The 17,496-nt window shown below is 69.3% G+C and carries 14 protein-coding genes; 5 read left to right on the top strand and 9 right to left on the bottom strand.

The window, feature by feature from the left end; all coding sequences use genetic code 11:
• Nucleotides 1-19 precede the first annotated feature (19 nt).
• The 3 genes from argS to ACFSCU_RS13760 all read right to left on the bottom strand — a co-directional run bounded on the left by argS (nucleotide 20) and on the right by ACFSCU_RS13760 (nucleotide 3,192).
• Entirely contained in the window at nucleotides 20-1,693 is a 1,674-nt protein-coding gene (gene argS / locus ACFSCU_RS13770; protein ID WP_377560964.1) for an arginine--tRNA ligase, read from the bottom strand.
• Between the two features lie 110 nt (nucleotides 1,694-1,803).
• Nucleotides 1,804-2,253, bottom strand: coding sequence for a DUF2214 family protein (locus ACFSCU_RS13765; protein ID WP_180550163.1), 450 nt, complete (start codon nucleotides 2,251-2,253; stop codon nucleotides 1,804-1,806).
• Between the two features lie 21 nt (nucleotides 2,254-2,274).
• Complete coding sequence (locus tag ACFSCU_RS13760) at nucleotides 2,275-3,192, bottom strand: LysR family transcriptional regulator (RefSeq protein WP_180550164.1); 918 nt, start codon at nucleotides 3,190-3,192, stop codon at nucleotides 2,275-2,277.
• 115 nt (nucleotides 3,193-3,307) lie between these two features.
• Between ACFSCU_RS13760 and ACFSCU_RS13755 the strand changes: the two genes are divergently transcribed.
• On the top strand, nucleotides 3,308-4,006 hold the full coding sequence (locus tag ACFSCU_RS13755) for a hypothetical protein (RefSeq protein ID WP_377560963.1): 699 nt from the start codon (nucleotides 3,308-3,310) through the stop codon (nucleotides 4,004-4,006).
• A 65-nt stretch (nucleotides 4,007-4,071) separates the two neighbouring features.
• Here ACFSCU_RS13755 and ACFSCU_RS13750 read toward each other — a convergent pair whose 3' ends face one another.
• Entirely contained in the window at nucleotides 4,072-6,000 is a 1,929-nt protein-coding gene (locus ACFSCU_RS13750) for an acyl CoA:acetate/3-ketoacid CoA transferase (protein WP_180550166.1), read from the bottom strand.
• 193 nt (nucleotides 6,001-6,193) lie between these two features.
• On the opposite strand from ACFSCU_RS13750, the gene ACFSCU_RS13745 reads away from it, so the two are divergent.
• Entirely contained in the window at nucleotides 6,194-8,413 is a 2,220-nt protein-coding gene (locus ACFSCU_RS13745) for a malate synthase G (RefSeq protein ID WP_180550167.1), read from the top strand.
• Nucleotides 8,414-8,554: 141 nt separating this feature from the next.
• Here the strand turns inward: ACFSCU_RS13745 and ACFSCU_RS13740 are convergent, their stop codons facing one another.
• Nucleotides 8,555-8,932, bottom strand: coding sequence for a TraR/DksA family transcriptional regulator (locus ACFSCU_RS13740; protein WP_180550168.1), 378 nt, complete (start codon nucleotides 8,930-8,932; stop codon nucleotides 8,555-8,557).
• A gap of 84 nt (nucleotides 8,933-9,016) precedes the next feature.
• On the opposite strand from ACFSCU_RS13740, the gene ACFSCU_RS13735 reads away from it, so the two are divergent.
• Nucleotides 9,017-9,241 (top strand): cysteine-rich CWC family protein, encoded by a 225-nt coding sequence (locus tag ACFSCU_RS13735; protein ID WP_180550169.1) that lies wholly within the window; start codon nucleotides 9,017-9,019, stop codon nucleotides 9,239-9,241.
• Here ACFSCU_RS13735 and ACFSCU_RS13730 read toward each other — a convergent pair whose 3' ends face one another.
• Nucleotides 9,242-9,628 carry a c-type cytochrome gene (locus tag ACFSCU_RS13730; protein ID WP_180550170.1) on the bottom strand — a complete coding sequence of 129 codons (387 nt, stop codon included), beginning with the start codon at nucleotides 9,626-9,628 and terminating at the stop codon, nucleotides 9,242-9,244. It lies immediately after the preceding gene.
• 60 nt (nucleotides 9,629-9,688) lie between these two features.
• On the opposite strand from ACFSCU_RS13730, the gene ACFSCU_RS13725 reads away from it, so the two are divergent.
• Nucleotides 9,689-11,176 (top strand): MFS transporter, encoded by a 1,488-nt coding sequence (locus ACFSCU_RS13725; protein WP_377560962.1) that lies wholly within the window; start codon nucleotides 9,689-9,691, stop codon nucleotides 11,174-11,176.
• A gap of 7 nt (nucleotides 11,177-11,183) precedes the next feature.
• On the top strand, nucleotides 11,184-11,951 hold the full coding sequence (locus ACFSCU_RS13720) for a class II glutamine amidotransferase (protein WP_377560961.1): 768 nt from the start codon (nucleotides 11,184-11,186) through the stop codon (nucleotides 11,949-11,951).
• 125 nt (nucleotides 11,952-12,076) lie between these two features.
• Here the strand turns inward: ACFSCU_RS13720 and ACFSCU_RS13715 are convergent, their stop codons facing one another.
• From ACFSCU_RS13715 to ppc, 3 genes are all read right to left on the bottom strand, one after another.
• Nucleotides 12,077-13,702: an MFS transporter gene (locus ACFSCU_RS13715; protein WP_377560960.1), complete on the bottom strand. Its 1,626-nt coding sequence runs from the start codon at nucleotides 13,700-13,702 to the stop codon at nucleotides 12,077-12,079.
• 116 nt (nucleotides 13,703-13,818) lie between these two features.
• A complete protein-coding gene (gene pssA / locus ACFSCU_RS13710) occupies nucleotides 13,819-14,451 on the bottom strand; it encodes a CDP-diacylglycerol--serine O-phosphatidyltransferase (RefSeq protein ID WP_180550171.1) in 633 nt (210 codons plus the stop codon).
• Between the two features lie 262 nt (nucleotides 14,452-14,713).
• Nucleotides 14,714-17,494, bottom strand: coding sequence for a phosphoenolpyruvate carboxylase (gene ppc, locus ACFSCU_RS13705; protein WP_377560959.1), 2,781 nt, complete (start codon nucleotides 17,492-17,494; stop codon nucleotides 14,714-14,716).
• Between the last annotated feature and the right edge of the window lie 2 nt (nucleotides 17,495-17,496).

Below are 17,496 nucleotides of genomic sequence, written 5' to 3'. Positions count from 1 at the left end.
ATCATGGTGGGATAACGCGTTACATCCGGGTGGGGGCCGACACGCCCAGCACCAACAGGCCATTGTGCAATACCTGCGCCGTGGCGGCGACCAGGGCGAGGCGGGCTTTTTTCACCGTTTCGTCGTCCACCAGGATGCGCTCGGCGTCGTAGTAGCTGTGGTAGCTGGCGGCCAGCTCGCGCAGGTAGAAGGTGACGTCGTGCGGCGCGAAGTCCTGCGCGGCGGCGGTGAGCATGTCGGGGTACTTGGCCAGTTGCAGCATCAGGGCCTGCGCGGCGGGCGTATCGAGTGGCGCCAGATCGGCATCGGCCAGCGTGGCCGCGTCGCCGCCCCAGGCCTCCAGCACCGAGCAGATGCGCGCATGGGCGTACTGCACGTAGTACACGGGGTTGTCGTTGTTCTTCTGCACCGCCAGGTCGACGTCGAAGGTGTATTCGGTGTCGGGCTTGCGGCTGAGCAGGAAGAAGCGCACGGCATCGGCGCTGGTCCACTCGATCAAATCGCGCAGCGTGACGTAGCTGCCGGCGCGCTTACTGATCTTGACCTCCTCGCCACCCTTCATCACGCGCACCATGGTGTGCAGCACGTAGTCGGGATAGCCGGCCGGGATGCCCACGCCCGCCGCCTGCAGACCGGCGCGCACGCGGGCGATGGTGCCGTGGTGGTCGGTGCCCTGGATGTTGACGACCTTGGGGTAGCCACGCTCCCACTTGGTGATGTGGTAGGCCACGTCGGGCACGAAGTAGGTGTAGCCGCCCTCGGACTTGCGCATCACGCGGTCCTTGTCGTCGCCGTAGTCGGTGGTGCGCAGCCACAGCGCGCCGTCCTGCTCGTAGGTCTTGCCGGCGTCGATGAGCTTCTGCACCGTGGCCTCGACACGGCCCGAGGTGTAGAGACTCGACTCGAGGTAGTACTCGTCGAATTTCAGACGGAAGGCCTGCAGGTCCTTGTCCTGCTCGTGGCGCAGGTAGGCAACGGCGAACTGGCGGATGCCATCGAGGTCATTCACGTCGCCGCTGGCGGTGAAGCTGCGGTCGTCGGCCTGCACCGTCTTCTTTGCCAGGAAGTCGTTCGCGATGTCCTGGATGTAGTCGCCGTTGTAGGCGGCTTCGGGCCAGCCCGCGTCGCCCGGCTTCAGGCCCTGGGCGCGCAGTTGCACCGAGGTGGTGAGCGTTTCGATCTGTACGCCCGCGTCGTTGTAATAAAACTCGCGGTGCACCTGCCAGCCCTGGGTGGCGAACAGGTTGCAGATGGCATCGCCCAGCGCCGCCTGGCGGCCGTGGCCGACGTGCAGCGGGCCGGTCGGGTTGGCGCTGACGAACTCGACCAGCACACGCTCGTTGCGTGGCGGCTGCTGCCCATAGCGCGCTTTTTCAGAGAGCACATCACGCACCACCTGCTGCTTGGCAGCGGGCTTGAGGCGGATGTTCAGAAAGCCCGGTCCGGCCAACTCGATGGCGTCGGCCCAGCGCTGGAATGCCGGCGTGGCCTCCAGCGCGGCCTTCAGCTGCTCACCCAACGCGCGCGGGTTGCTCTTGAGCGGCTTGGCCAGCTGCATGGCGGCGGTGCAGGCCAGGTCGCCGTGCGCGGCCTGCTTGGGCGATTCGAAGGCGGCCTTCTCGCCTGCGCCGGGCGAGAGTTGGTCCAGCTCGGCCGCCAGCGCGGCGAGCAGTTCGTTCTTCACGGATTGCATCGGCGGATTTTAGGCGGCCGGCACCGCCGCCCCTGGATTACAAGCCAAATCGGCCTTCAGCGCTTATCCGGCAAGCGCAATCAGCTATCTATACGATAGCTATCGACGCTTCAGGCGCCCCAGCCCCGCACCAGGAACACCGCCGCCAGCGGGATCACCGCCACCACGTGCGTGGCCAGCATCACCAGCCGGCGCGCACCCCGGATTTCGGTGTCGGACGGCAGCGCGCCGCCAGCGGCCAGCCGGTCGCGCCAGCGGCGGTACTGCCGCGCGGGGCCAATCTGCATGATGGCGGCGACGATGAACAGCGTCAGCTTCAGATGCAGCAGCCAGTTGCTCCAGTACCAGGCGCTGCCCTTGGCGCCCCAGTAGATGCGCGCCAGGCCCGACAGCAGCACGGCGGCGGTGGCAATCCACAGGATGACGTCCAGCCGCACCAGCCGCGGCACCACGGCGGCGTTGAGCCATTCGGTGCGGCACAGCGCGGCCTGCGCCGAGGCGAACACGATCCAGCCCAGGAAGGCGCTGATGTGAAAGAAGGCGAGCCAGGGTTCGAGCATGGCGCGATGCTAACCGCCGCCTCAGCCCGCGCGGCGCCAGAAGGCGGCATCGCCGTAGCGCTCGCGCAGGAAATCCACCCACAGCCGCACCCGCAGCGGCGCGTGGCGCGTGGGGTGCGGCAGGATGGCGTAGATGCCGTTGGGCGGCGCGGCAAAGTCGGCCAGCACCTCCACCAGCAGGCCGGCGGCGATCTCGTGCTCCACCTCCCAGGTGCTGCGCCAGGCGATGCCGTGGCCGGCCAGGCACCAGTCGTGCAGCACCTGGCCGTCGCTGCAGTCCAGCGGGCCGCCGGGGCGCAGGTACGTCACTTGCCCGTCCTCATCCGCGAATGCCCAGCCGCGCGTCTGCGAGGCGTCGGACGACAGCACCAGGCAATCGTGCTGCGCCAGATCGCGCGGGTGCTGCGGCGTGCCGCGGAGCGCCAGATAGTCGGGCGCGGCCACGGCCATGCGGCGGTTGTCGGCCAGGCGGATGCTGACCAGCGACGAATCGGGCAGGTCGCCCACGCGCACGGCGCAGTCGTAGCCTTCGCCGGCCAGGTCGATCACGCGGTCGGACAGGTTGAGCGAGATGCGCAGCCGCGGGTGCGCGGCGTGAAAATCCGGCAGCAACGGCGCCACGTGCCGTCGCCCAAAGCCCGCCGGCGCGGTGATGCGCAAATGCCCGCTGGCCTGCACGCCGCCGGCCGACACGCTGGCCTCGGCCCCCGCCACCTCGGCCAGAATGCGCTGGCAGTCGTCCAGAAAGGCCGTGCCCTCATGGGTGAGGGCGATGCGGCGCGTGGTGCGCACCAGCAGCTTGACGCCCAGGTGCTCTTCCAGCGCGTCGAGCCGGCGGCTGATGACGGCCGGTGCCACCCCTTCGGCGCGGGCGGCGGCGCTGAGCGAGCCGCGCGCAGCCACCGAGGCGAAAGTCTCGAAGGCCTTGAGCTTGTCCATGGGCGGGAATTATCCGCAGCGGCCGCGCACAGGTGCGGCGCGGGCGCCACACGGCCTTTGGTGGTGCTGGCGGGGTGTGCGATCATGGCGCGCGCCTGTCGCGCCTTGTTACACCATGTCCGCCGCACCGTCCTCGTCCTCCGCCAAATCCAGCGTCGATGTCCGCACGCTGAGCCTGGTGCAGCTGCAGAAGCTGGCTGAGCGCGGCAGCCGGCGCGCCAAGGCCGAGTTGGAAGGCCGCATGCGCGCAGCCACCGGCAGCAGCCCGGCCGCGATGCCCAGCGCCACGCCGCCCAGGCCCACGTCGGCCCCGCGCCCGCCGGCTGGCCCGATCCCGACCCTGACCGAGCGCGCCGTCGCAGCCCCCCTGCGCGGCGCGGTCGACCCGCCCCTGGCGCCGCCGGCCCCTGCCGACGACCCGGCCCCCGCGCCGCACGACGCACTGGTGCAGCAACTGGAGTTGATCGCGCGCCAGGACGAGGCGCGCTCGCGCGCCGACGGCCCGCCACGCCTGGTGGGCCTGGTGCTGATCGCCTGGGGCGTGATGCTGATGTTCGGCGGGCTGGTGATGTTGTCGCGCGGCGGCGGGCTGTACTACCTGCTGTGCGGCGTCGGCTCGGCCGCCGTAGGCTGGCTGCTGCTGCAGTGCAGCCGCTGGGCCATGGTGCTGCATGGCGTGCTGCTGCTGGTGGCGCTGGCCTGGGCCTGGCAGATCGCCAAGGGCAGCTTCGGCCTGGCGCTGGTGCAGGCGGCGCCGGTGTGGATCGCCGCGCTGTGGATGGCGGTGCGCTCGGTGCGCGAGCCGCTGGAGTGATTTCAAGCCAAATCAGCCTCCAGCGCCCGTCCAGAAAGCGCAAACAGCTATCAATTCATTAGCAATCAGTCGCCTGCCGCGAACTTCAGGCGCGACTTGACGAAGCCCGTGGTGCCGTAGCGCGTGACGCGCTTGTACAGCTCGGCCGTCAACCCGTGCACCATGTCGGCATAGGCGTCGACCAGCTCGGGCACGATGCCGAAGTGGTCGTAGTTGACCACCACGTCCACCCGCTCGCCGAAAGGCTGCAGCAGCGCGCGCACGGCCGAGTCGATGGCGACGATGGTGGCCGACGAGTTGACCTGCAGCCCCGAGAAGTCGATGTGCAGCACGCGCGCCGCCGGGTCGAGGTGCAGGCGCTCGCCCAGCGGGCGCTCCAGCAGATCGCTGCGCAGGCCCATCAGCTCGGGCACGAACAAGCGCGCGTCCATGGTCTTCAGATCGGCCGCGATGTGCGGCTTGAACGACATGTGGGCCAGCACGTCGCGCTCCAGGTCGATGCCGGGCGCGATCTCGAACAGCTCCAGCGCACCGCCGTCACCGTCCTCGGCCGGCACCAGGCGGAACACGGCGCGCTCGGTCACGTACAGCACGCGCTGGCCGCGCCGCACCGCTTCGGCGCCGCTGAAGGTGCGGTGCTCGACGGCGCGCACGAACTTGCGCGCGCCGCCCTCGCGCACGATGGCGAGTTGCCCATCCTGAAGCCGCACCTCCAGTTGCCCGGTGGTGAAGGTGCCGACGAACACCACCGTGCGCGCGTTCTGGCTGATGTTGATGAAGCCGCCCGCCCCCGCCAGCCGCGGGCCAAACTTGCTGACGTTCAGGTTGCCCTGGCTGTCGGCCTGCGCCAGGCCCAGCACCGCCAGGTCGAGCCCGCCGCCGTCGTAGAAGTCGAACTGGTAGGGCTGGTCGATGATGGCCTGCGGGTTCACCGCGGCGCCGAAGTTCAGCCCGCCGGCCGGGATGCCGCCCACCACGCCGGGCTCGGCGGTGAGTGTCAGCAGGTCGATGATCTTCTCTTCCGCCGCCACGTTGGCCACGCCCTCGGGCATGCCGATGCCGAGGTTGACCACCTGGTGCGGGCGCAGCTCCAGCGCCGCGCGGCGGGCGATGATCTTGCGCTCCGACAGGCCCATGGGCGCCAGCCGGTCCACCGGCACGCGGATCTCGGCGGCGAAGGCTGGGTTGTAGGGCTCGGCAAAGGTCTGCTGGTGGTGCGCCGGGTCGTGCGCCACCACCACCGCATCCACCAGCACGCCCGGCACCTTGACCTGGCGCGGGTGCAGCGTGCCGCGCTCGGCCAGGCGCTCGACCTGGGCGATCACCACGCCGCCCGAGTTGCGCGCCGCCATGGCGATGGCCAGCGCCTCCAGCGTCAGCGCCTCGCGCTCCATGGTCAGGTTGCCGTCCGGGTCGGCTGTGGTGGCGCGGATGATGCCGACGTGGATGGGGAAGGCCTTGTAGAGCAGGCAGTCCTCGTCGCCCACGCGCAGCAGCTGCACCAGGTCTTCGGTGGTGCGCGCGTTCAGCTTGCCGCCGCCGTGGCGCGGGTCGACGAAGGTGTCGAGCCCCACGCGCGTCAGCGTGCCCGGCTTGCCGGCGGCGATGTCGCGGAACAGGTGCGTGATCACGCCCTGCGGCAGGTTCCAGGCCTCGATCTGGTTGTCCACAGCCAGCTTCTGCACCTTGGGCACCAGGCCCCAGTGCCCGCCGATCACGCGCTTGAGCAGCCCCGCGTGGCCGAAGTGGTTGAGCCCGCGCGTCTTGCCGTCGCCCTGGCCGCCGGCGTAGACCAGCGTCAGGTCGCGCGGGTGCTGCGAGGCGAGGAAGCGCTCTTCCAGCGCCACCGCCACGCCTTCGGCAAAGCCGATGCCGACGAAGCCGCCGGTGGCCACGGTGTCGCCGTCGTGCACCAGTTGCACGGCCTCGGCGGCGGTGACGATCTTGTTCTTGTACGGGCTGTGGTGGATCTGGTGCGGATCGAAGCCGGGCATGCGCGTCTCCTCGTTCTATGTGTGGAGCGCAGCATACGCCTGCAGTCGAGATCGAAGGCACGACTAATCATTGCGAAAAAGTCAAAGGTTTTTCAATCTGCCTGCCATTTATTGCCCAAAACAATTCGAATACAGTGTCTGCAGCGGGTGCATGGGGCGCCCGATTCCTGTTTTTTTGCACCAGAGGCCCGCCATGACCGCACGCACCACCGTCCGCGACCTGAAGATCGCCAACGAGCTGTACCACTTCGTCAACCAGGAGGTGCTGCCCGACCTGGGCGTGGCGCCGGCCACCTTCTGGCAGGGCTTCTCCAGCCTCGTGACCGACCTGGCGCCCAAGAACGCCGCCCTGCTGGCCGAGCGCGACCGCCTGCAGAAAGAGCTGGACACCTGGCACGGCGCCAACCCCGGCCCCATCAAGGACATGCGCGCCTACCGCGCCTTTCTGGAAGGCATCGGCTACCTGGTGCCCAACCCCGCCAGCGTGCAGGTGACCACCGCCAACGTCGATGACGAGCTGGCCGTGCAGGCCGGCCCGCAGCTGGTGGTGCCCATCCTCAACGCCCGCTACGCACTCAACGCCGCCAACGCGCGCTGGGGCAGTCTGTACGACGCGCTGTACGGCACCGACGTGATTGCCGAAACCAAGGGCCTGGAAAAAGGCAGCAAGTACAACGCCAAGCGCGGCGCCAAGGTGATCGAGTGGGCACGCCACGTGCTCGACCGCTGCGCGCCGCTCAAGAAGGGCTCGCACGTCAACTCCACCGGCTACGTGGTCAAGGACGGCGAGCTGGTGGTCAAGCTCAAGGGCGGCAAGAGCAGCAAGCTGGCGGACAACCGCCAGTTCGTGGGTTACCAGGGCGATGCCAAGGCGCCCACCTCGATCCTGCTGGTGCACAACGGCCTGCACCTCGACATCCGCATCAACCCCAAGTCGCCCATCGGCAAGAACGACCCGGCCGGCGTGGCCGACCTGGTGGTCGAGGCCGCCGTCTCCACCATCCTCGACCTGGAGGATTCGGTGGCCGCCGTCGACGCCGAGGACAAGGTGCTGGGCTACCGCAACTGGCTCGGCATCCTGCGCGGCACGCTGACCGAGTCGTTCGAGAAGGACGGCAAGATGATGACGCGCGGCCTGAACCCCGACCGCGTCTACACCGCCGCCAACGGCAAGCGCGAGGTGTCGCTGCACGGACGCTCGCTCATGTTCGTGCGCAACGTCGGCCACCTGATGACCAACCCTGCCGTGCTGTGGAAAGGCAGCGACGGCAAATGGAAGGAAATCCCCGAAGGCATCCTGGACGCCGCCATCACCACCACCATCGGCATGTACGACCTGCGCGGCATGGGCGCGAACGGCCTGCGCAACTCGCGCACCGGCAGCCTGTACATCGTCAAGCCCAAGATGCACGGCCCGGCCGAAGTGGCCTTCGCCAACGAGCTGTTCGGCCGCGTCGAACAGCTGCTGGGGCTGGCCGACAGCACCGTCAAGCTGGGCATCATGGACGAGGAGCGCCGCACCTCCGTCAACCTCAAGGCCTGCATCGACGCCGCCAAATCGCGCGTGGCCTTCATCAACACGGGCTTTCTGGACCGCACCGGCGACGAGATGCACAGCTGCATGCAGGCCGGTCCGGTGTACCGCAAGGGCGACATGAAGACCAGCGCCTGGATCCAGGCCTATGAGCGCAACAACGTGCTGGTGGGCCTGGCCTGCGGCCTGAGTGGCAAGGCGCAGATCGGCAAGGGCATGTGGGCCGCGCCCGACCTGATGGCCGAGATGATGAAGCAGAAGATCGGCCACCCCAAGGCCGGCGCCAACACCGCCTGGGTGCCCAACCCCACCGGCGCCACGCTGCACGCCATGCACTACCACCAGGTGCTGGTCAGCGACGTGCAGAAGCAGTTGCTGGCCGAGCTGGCCAAGGCCGACGTCAACGTCCTGCGCGACGAGCTGCTGACCGGCCTGCTCACCATCCCCGTGGTGCCCGAGGCCAAGTGGACCGACCACGAGAAGCAGCAGGAGCTGGACAACAATGCCCAAGGCATCTTGGGCTACGTGGTGCGCTGGGTGGACCAGGGCGTGGGCTGCTCCAAGGTACCCGACATCAACCACATCGGCCTGATGGAAGACCGTGCCACGCTGCGCATCAGCAGCCAGCACATGGCCAACTGGCTGCTGCATGGCGTGGTCAGCAAGGGCCAGGTGCAGGCCACGATGGAGCGCATGGCCGCGCTGGTCGACCAGCAGAACGGCGGCGACCCGCTGTACCGCCGCATGCACGGCAACTTCGCCAAGTCGGCCGCCTTCCAGGCCGCGTGCGATCTGGTGTTCAAGGGTGTCGAACAGCCCAGCGGCTACACCGAGCCGCTGCTGCACGCCTGGCGGCAGAAGGTGAAGGCGGGGGCCTGAGCATTCGGAGGGAAGCATATACTCCCCCATATGTCATCCGCCAGCGCTTGCTGCACAAGCGCTGGCGATGCATACCCATATCCAGACCAACAAAAAGGGCGCCGCCGGCGCCCTTTTTGCTGCATGGCCGCGCTGCCGCGTTCAGCCGCGGATGCCCTGCTTCTGCTCCCAGGCCGACTTGCAGGCCACGCAGTGCTGGGTCATCGGCTCGATCTTCAGGCGCTCGAACGGGATGTTGCAGCCGCACTCGTCGCACAGGCCGTAGTCGCCCGCTTCCATGGCCTCCAGCGCACGGTCGATGCGCGCCAGTTCCTGCGCGTCCAGCGTGGTCAGCACCGAATCGACCTCGCGCGTCTGGTTCTTCAGGCGCGCGCTTTCGTCCTGCGACACGCTGCTGGTGCGCTCGGCCGGCGCCAGGTTGGCCAGGTTCTGCTCCATCTCGTCCTGCAGCTCCTTGCGGCGGGCCAGCAGCAGATCCTTCAGCTCCTTCAGCTGGGCCGGGGTCAGGGCATCGCTCATCTCTTCTCTCCTGCAATCATCAAAAAGCACAAAACTCGACTGCGCCGCCTGCGGCAGGCGCCTGTCCCGCAGAATACCACCCGCATGCACCCCCAGACCGTGACCGATCCCACGCGCTGCCCCTTGTGCGGCCAGTCCAACGCCTGCGCCATGGAGACCGAGCGCGCCAGCGGCCAGCCGCAGCCGCCTTGCTGGTGCACGCAGGTGGATTTCTCGCCCGCGCTGCTGGATCGGCTGCCGCCCGAAGCGCGCCGGCAGGCCTGCATCTGCCGCACCTGCGCCGAACGCGCCGCGCCGGCGCCCGGCTGATCAGTTCACCGGCTTGGCCGGCAGCGGCTGCACCAGCCAGTCGGCCAGCGCGCGCGCCGTCTCGTCGCTGACCTGGCGGTGGCCGACGATGGTGCGCCAGCCGCTGGTGGTGGCGCGCATTTCCTCCACCCAGTGGGCGGCGATGCCGCTGCGGTCGCCCTCGCGGCTGGCGGCGCGTTCGCGCATGGCCTTGAAGGCGGGCGCGTCGCCGCGCGGCGGCGTGCCATGGCAGTTCAGGCAGCCCATGTCGGCCGCCAGCGCCGAGCCGACGGGCATGCCCGACCGCGGCTGCGCCGCCGCTGCGTCCTGCGCCTGCGCGGGTTGGAGCGCCGCCAGGGCCAGCACGGCGGCAGAGAAGGTGGCCAAGGCCCAGGGAGCGGTTTTCATGCGGCCATGATAGCGCTGCGGCGCCGTTATGCTCAGTCCCTTTTGGCCCGCGCCCACCCCATGTCCAGCCCCTCTAGCCCAGCGCCCGTGCCCGGTTCGGGCGAGGCGCTGCGCGCCCGCTACGGCCCGCGCTACCGCTGGCTGCTGCTGGCCACGGTGATGGTGGGGGTGATGGCCTCGATCATGTCGTCCACCGTGGTCAACGTGGCGATTCCGGGGCTGTCGCACCAGTTCGCGCTGGGGCAGGAGCGCGCGCAGTGGGTCACCAGCGGCTTCATGGTGGCCAGCACGGTGTCGATGCTGGTCACGCCCTGGCTGCTGGCGCGCTTCGGCTACCGCGCCACCTTCAACGGCTGCATGGTGCTGCTGCTGGCCGGCGGGCTGCTGGGCGGCTTTGCGCAAAACTACCCGCTGGTGCTGGTGGCGCGCGTGGCCGAGGGGCTGGCCGCGGGCGTGGTGCAGCCGATCCCGGCCATCATCATCATGCGCGCCTTCGAGCCGCACGAGCAGGGCCGCGCCAGCGGGCTGTTCGGCATGGGCGTGGTACTGGCGCCAGCGCTGGGGCCGTCGGTGGGCGGCCTGCTGGTCGATGCCTTCGGCTGGCGATCGATCTTCTTCATGGTGGCGCCGTTCTGTGCGCTGTGCCTGTGGATGGCGCGGCGCTACGTGCCCACCACGGGGCCGGGCGGCGCAGCGGCCAGCCGGGCCGAGTCGCTCGACTGGATCGGCCTGACGGTGGGCACCATGGGCACGCTGAGCCTGCTCAACGGCCTGGTGGCGCTGCGCAGCGGCCCGCCGATGGAGGCCGCGCTGCTGCTGACGCTGGCGGCCGTGTGCCTGGTGGCCTTCATTGCCTGGCAGCGGCGGCGCGCGCGGCGGGGGCAGGCGCCGCTGATGAACCTGGCGCTGTTTGCCTGGCGGCCGTTTGCCATGGGCGCGCTGGTGGCGCTGATCTACGGCACCGCCCTGTTCGGCTCCACCTACCTGCTGCCGGTGTACATGCAGATGGGGCTGGGGCTGTCGGCCTCGCTGGTGGGCAGCATTCTGCTGCCCTCGGGCCTGGTGCTGGCGCTGGCGATTCCGCTGGCGGCGCGCGCGGCCGACCGGCAACCCGCCAGCGGGCTGGTGAGCATGGGCCTGTCGCTGCTGGCGCTATCGTTTGCCGCCATGGTGGTGATCGGGCTGCAATCCAGCCTGTGGCTGCTGATGGCGATCACCGTCATCGGCCGCATCGGCCTCGGCTTCATCCTGCCCTCGCTCAACCTGGGCGCCATGCGCGGGTTGGATAAGGCGCTGATTCCGCAGGGCTCCAGCACCATCAACTTCGTGCGCATGCTGGGTGGCGCGGCGGGCGTCAGCCTGTGCGGCATCCTGCTCGAATGGCGGCTGGTGGCGCGCGGGGCCTCGCTGACCGACGGCCCGCCCAGCGCCGCGCGGCTGGCGGCGTTCGACGACGTATTCCTCATCCTGGCCGCGCTGTGCGGGCTGGCCATGCTGGCCGCGCGGCACCTGAACCAACCCGTGCAGCCGCCGGAGCGGATCGCATAATCGCCCCATGTGCCAGCTGCTGGGGATGAACTGCAACACGCCGACGGACGTGACGTTCAGCTTCGCCGGTTTCGCGCAGCGCGGCGGCCGCACCGACCACCATGCCGATGGCTGGGGCATTGCCTTCTTCGAGGGGCGCGGCGCGCGCCTGTTCGTCGACCCGGGTGCCGCGGCCGAATCGCCCGTGGCCGAGCTGATCCGCCGCTACCCCATCAAGAGCCGCAACGTCATCTCGCACATCCGCAAGGCCACGGTGGGCGCGGTGACGCTGGAGAACTGCCACCCCTTCGTGCGCGAGCTGTGGGGCCGCTACTGGGTGTTCGCCCACAACGGCGATTTGAAGGACTACGCGCCGCGCCTGCACGGCCACTTCCGCCCCGTGGGCAGCACCGACAGTGAGCAGGCCTTCTGCTGGCTGATGCAGGAGCTGGCCAAGGCCCACGCCAGTGTGCCGCCGGTGGATGAGCTGACGCGCACGCTGCGCGAGCTGGTGCCGCAGGTGGCGCGCCACGGCACCTTCAACATGCTGCTCTCCAACGGCGAGGCGCTGTGGGCGCACGGCTCGACCAAGCTGTGCTACATCGTGCGCCAGCACCCGTTTGCCAGCGCGCAGTTGGCGGACGAGGACCTGTCGGTCAACTTTGCCGAGCACACCACGCCCAGCGACCGCGTGGCTGTGGTGGCCACCACGCCGCTGACGCGCGACGAGCAGTGGACGCCGTTCGCGCCCGGCGAGCTGAAGGTGTTCGTGGATGGGGCGCCGCTGGAAGCCTGAAGGCAGCGTCGCAGCACCAGCGTCAAACAGGGAGTATATTGCTCTTGTGCCCGATAGTCGGGCGCAAGCAGTCACCTATGCAGGGAGTATGCACAAATACCCTGCCTACACCCGCAGCCCCATGCTCAAGCCCCCCGCACCGTCGTCTCGCGCACCGCGCGCCGCACCACGGGCGGTTCATCGCCCAGGTGGTAAGCCAGCTTGCGCTCGCGCAGCGCCACGTCGGCGGCGCTGACGCGCTCGAAGCGGCGCAGGTGGTCGGTCCATGACGCGTCCTCGATCACCTCGACAAAGCGCCCCGGCTCGTTGATGTCGTGCAGCAGCTCCCAACCCACCGCACCCTGGCGCAGGCGCGAGCGGCGGCTTTCCTCCATCAGCGCGCGGAAGGCCGGCGCGTCGATGGGGTCGATGCGGTATTCGATGGTCACCAGCACGTGACCGCTCTCTGGTGGCGCGGTGACGTTGGGGCGCGGCAGGGGGCCGGCGGGCGTGGGGTCTTCCATCACGCCGCGGTCGGGCCATCGCCAGCTGGCCAGCGCCATGGCGGCGATGCCGCTGGCCGCGCCCAGGCCCAGCGCCACGGGCACGCTGCTCCAGGTGGCCACCTGGCCCCACACCGCCGCGCCCGAGGCCGACGCGCCCATGATGGCCATCTGGTACATCGACATACCGCGCGCGCGCACCCAGTCGGGCAGGCTGATCTGCGCCGACACGCTGAGCGTGTTGGCCGTGGTCAGCCACGCCGCGCCGCCCAGCGCCATGGCCAGCACGCCGAGCCAGATGTTGGTGTTGACGGCCATGATGGCCATGGTGGCCGCCTGCACGCCGGCGCCCAGCAGCACCACCTTGTCGCGCGAGAACGTCTGCCGCAGCCGCGGCAGCGCGAAGGTGGAGGCGATGGCACCTGCCCCCATGGCCGCCAGCAGCACGGTGAAGGTGCCGGCATCGCCACCCTTGATGTGGCGCGCCACCAGCGGCAGCAGCGCCATCAGCGCGGTGGAGTGGAAGAAGAAGATGCCGATGCGCAGCAGCACGCCCTTGAGGTGGTAGGACTGCGCCACGTACTGCAGCCCCACGCGCATGGCGCCGCGCAGGCTTTCGCGCCCCAGCGGGTCAGGCTTGTGCTCGCGCCGCCAGCGCGTGATGACCACCGCCGCGCCCACCGACAGCAGCGCGTTCAGCAGGAACACCCAGGCACTGCCCAGGCTGGCGATGACGGCACCGGCGATCAGCGGCCCCATGATGCGCGAGGCGTTCATCGACACGCCGTTCAGCGCCAGCGCCGCCGGCAGCTTGGCACGCGGCACCAGCTCGGGCACGATGGCCGAGAACACCGGCCAGCGCAGCGCCAGCCCCACGCCGTTGAGGAACAACAGCACCAGCAGCAGCGGCGGCGTCACCACGTCCAGAAAAATCGCCAGCGCCAGCAGCCCGCCCACCACCGCCACCCACACCTGGGTGAAGAACAAAAAGCGCTTGCGGTCCAGGATGTCGGCCAGCGCGCCCGAGGGCAGGCCGAGCAGAAACACGGGCAGCGTGGCCGCCGTCTGCACCAGCGCCACCCAGATCGGCGTGGAAGTCAGCGTGGTCATCAGCCAGGCCGCCGCCACGTCGTTCATCCACATGCACAGGTTGGCGATCAGCCAGGTGCTCCACAGCATGGTGAACACACCGTGCTGGAACGGCGCCAGCGGGCCAAGGTCGGCGGATGAGGGGGCGGCCGCGGCCGCCGGGCGATCGGAATCGGGCATGGGAAGCCGCCGATGATAGGCCAATGCGCCACGGGGCGCAGCGCCTGACACTATTCAATCAATAGCTGTCTGCGCTTGATTGACAGGCGCCGGAGGCCGATTTGACTTGTAAAGAATCAGAGCTTCGGGATGCGGATGCGGCTGATCATCAGCGAGCCCGACAGCGCGTACAGCAGCACCAGCGGGTGCAGCGTGTAGCCGGCGATCTTCAGCGAGCCACCCCACAGGGCCGGCCCGATGGCGCCCACGGCCGCGGCCACGCACAGCAGCGCCACCAGCAGGATCGAAGTGGGGATCGGCGTGCCCTCGAAATACTTCACCTTGTCGCCGCCGGCCGACATGGCCTCGGCCGTGACATTGAAGCGCGCCAGCCGCGACACCCCGCAGGCGACGAAGAAGCACAGGATGATGCGGTCCCACAGCCCCTGCATGCCGACGCCGTAGGCGATCAGCGCCGGCGCCACGCCGAACGAGATCACATCGGCCAGCGAATCCAGCTCGCGCCCCAGCAGCGACGACTTCTGCCGCCAGCGCGCCACGCGGCCGTCGAAGATGTCGAACACCAGCGCCGCCAGCACCAGCGCGCAGGCGTAGTACACGTGGTGCACCTCGCCGGTCTGGATGAACGTGATGATGGCGAACATCGCCCCCACCCCGCACACCGCGTTGGCCAGCGTGAACCAGTCCGCGAGGTGGAACTCGCGGATCATCGAGAAGGGCTTTTTCTTCGGCGCTGCTGTTTCGCTCATCAAGCCAGTCTGCCTGAGCGCGGCGGCTGGCGATGTCAGCGAAGGGCGCGAATGGGGGATCGGTTTTGCCGCCGTGCCGCCTGCCTCGCTCCGTGCCACCGTCGTCGGATCACTATGTGGAACGCGTGCGATTCGATCTGGCACAGGCTATGAAGCGTGCCCGTGCCGGCGCACCATATACTCCCATACATTCAGGCTGTTAGCGCTTATCAGATAAACTTAAACACCCTATACCTCCTCGATTTTCAACCACAGAGAACCCTCACCCGCTGTTGCGCAAGCCTGACGCGATGCCGTTGATGGTGATGTGGATGCCAGTGGCCAGGCGCGGGCTGGTGTCGCCCTCGCGGTAGCGCTTGAGCAACTCCACCTGCAGGTGGTTGAGCGGGTCCATGTAGGGCGAACGCAGTTGCAGCGACTGGCTGAGCTGGCGGTTGTCGGCCAGCAGTTCATCCTGCTCCAGGATGGCCAGCAGGTGGCGGCGTGTGAGTGCCCACTCAGCGCAGATGCGCTCGAAGATTTTGGCGCGCAGTTCGGCATCCGTCACCAGATCGGCGTAGCGCGAGGCGATGGCCATGTCGGTCTTGGCCAGCACCATGTCCATGTTCGACAGCAGGCTGGCGAAGAACGACCACGACGCGCGCATGCAGCGCAGGCTGACCAGACCATCCGGGTTCGCCTGCAGATAGCCTTCCACCGCCGAGCCGAAGCCGTACCAGCCCGGCAGCATGAGGCGGCACTGCGACCAGCTGAACACCCAGGGGATGGCCCGCAGGTCCTCGATGCGCTGCGACGACTTGCGCGCCGCGGGGCGGCTGCCGATGTTGAGCGCCGCGATCTCGGACACCACGGTGGACTGCTGGAAGTAGGTGGCGAACCCCGGTGTTTCGTAGACCAGCGCGCGGTAGGCCTGGAAGGCGCGTTGTGAGAGATCGTCCATGACGGCCTGGAACTGATCGACCGCCGCGGCCTCGCCCTCCTGCCGGGCCAGGCTGGCCTCCAGCGTGGCGGCCAGCAGCACCTCCAGGTTGCGGCGGCCCGTTTCGGGCGTGCCGTACTTGGCGGATATCACCTCGCCCTGCTCGGTCAGCCGGATCTGGCCCGACACCGCACCCGGTGGCTGCGCCAGGATGGCGTGGTACGACGGCCCGCCACCGCGCCCGACCGAGCCGCCCCGGCCATGGAACAGGCGCAGCCGCACGCCGTGCGCGCGGCAGACCTCGACCAGCGCGATCTCGGCCTTGTACAGCTCCCAGCCCGAGGTCAGGAAGCCGCCGTCCTTGTTGCTGTCGGAATAGCCAAGCATCACCTCCTGCTCGTCGCCACGCGCCGCCACCAGGCTGCGGTAGCCGGGCAGGCGGAACAGCGCGTCCATGGTCTGCGCGCTGCGCTGCAGGTCTTCGATGGTCTCGAAGAGCGGCACCAGGTTCACGTCGGCCTGAGGCTTCGGGCCGGGGCGCAGCAGGCCGCTTTCCTTCAGCAGCAGCGCCAGCTCCAGCATGTCCGACACGCCATCCGTCTTGGAGATGATGCAGTTGACGATGGCGGCCGCGCCATGGCGCGCGCGGAGTTCGCGGGCCGCGTCGAAGATGGCGAGTTCGGAGCGTGTCTCTTCGGAATAGTCCAGGTACGGCGAGCGCAGCGGCCGCGTCGATGCCAGCTCTTCCGTCAGCAGGGCCACGCGCGCTGCTTCCGGCAGCGCCGCGTAATCGGCGCAACGCCCCGCCAGCGCCAGCAGTTCGGCCACGGTGCGCACGTGCACGTCGGAGTTCTGGCGCAGGTCGATCGGTGCCAGGTGAAAGCCGAACACCTGCACCGCACGCTGCAGCCGGGCCAGCCGGCCAGCCGCGAGGGCGCCGCTGCCGTGGCTGCGCAACGAGGCCGACAGCACGGCGAGATCGGCGCCCAGTGCGTCGGCATCGGCATACGGCTCGGCCACCGCCACGCCATGCCGCGGCGGCGTGTCGGGGTTCAGCCCCCGCTGCGTGGCGACCAGGCGCGCGTAGATGCCGATCAGCGCGCGGCGGTAAGGCTCGTCGGCGCGCTGGGGCGACGCATCGCCCGCGCGCTCGGCCAGCGCCCGCAAGGCGGCGGTGGGCTGCAGGAACAGTTCGGACAGCGCCAACTCGCTGCCCAGCGCGTGCACCTCGGCCTCGTAGTGCGCAAAGGCCATCGACGCCTGCAGGCGCATGGCCTGCTGCAGCGTCTCGGCGGTGACGAAAGGGTTGCCGTCGCGGTCGCCGCCGATCCAGCTGCCGACGCGAAACAACGGCGGCAGCTGCCACGTCCGTTCGGGATAGCGCTGGCGCAGCTGCTGCTCGGCCTGCAGGTACAGCCGGGGCAACTCGGTGAAGAAAGTTTCTTCGAAGTAGCTGATGCCGTTGCGTACCTCGTCGATCACGTTCAGCCGCACCGGCCGCAGCATGCGCGTCTGCCACATGCGCAGCACGGCATCGGTCAGCTGCACGTCGTTGTCGGCGGCCTCGTCGGGGGTGAGCTGCAGGCGTTCGCGCTGGTCCAGCAGGTCCGCAATCAGCCGGTGGTTGTGGATCAGGCTTTGGCGCTGCACCTCGGTGGGGTGCGCGGTGAGCACGGGGGCCACCAGCGCGCGGCCCAGCAGCTCGGCCAGCGTATCGGCGGCCACGCCATCGGCCGCCAGGCGGTCGAGTGCAAAGGGCAGGCTGCCCTCGCGCGGCGGCGACTGCGCCAGGTCGTGCGCACGCCGGCGGCGCACGTGGTGCTCGTCCTCGGCGATGTTGGCCAGTTGCAGGAAGTAGCTGAAGGCGCGCACCACCACCTGCGCCTGGTCCTGCGGCAGGGGGTCGAGCAGCGCCGCCATCTCGGCGCGCGCTTCGGGGTGGTTGTGGCGGGCAAAGCGGATGGCCGTGCGCCGCACCTGCTCGACCAGTTCGTACAGCGCCTGCCCCTCCTGCTCGCGCAGCGTGTCGCCCAGGATGCGCCCCAGCAGGCGGATGTCGTCGCGCAGCGGCGTGTCCTTGTCGGGCGTGGCCGGGTCGTCGGTGGCGGTGTCTGATCGGCTCATGA

Source organism: Ottowia beijingensis (assembly GCF_042680925.1).
In the GTDB taxonomy this organism is placed as follows: domain Bacteria; phylum Pseudomonadota; class Gammaproteobacteria; order Burkholderiales; family Burkholderiaceae_C; genus Ottowia; species Ottowia beijingensis.
Note: the sequence above shows the minus strand (reverse complement) of the source record. Positions and strands in the feature narration are given on the sequence as shown.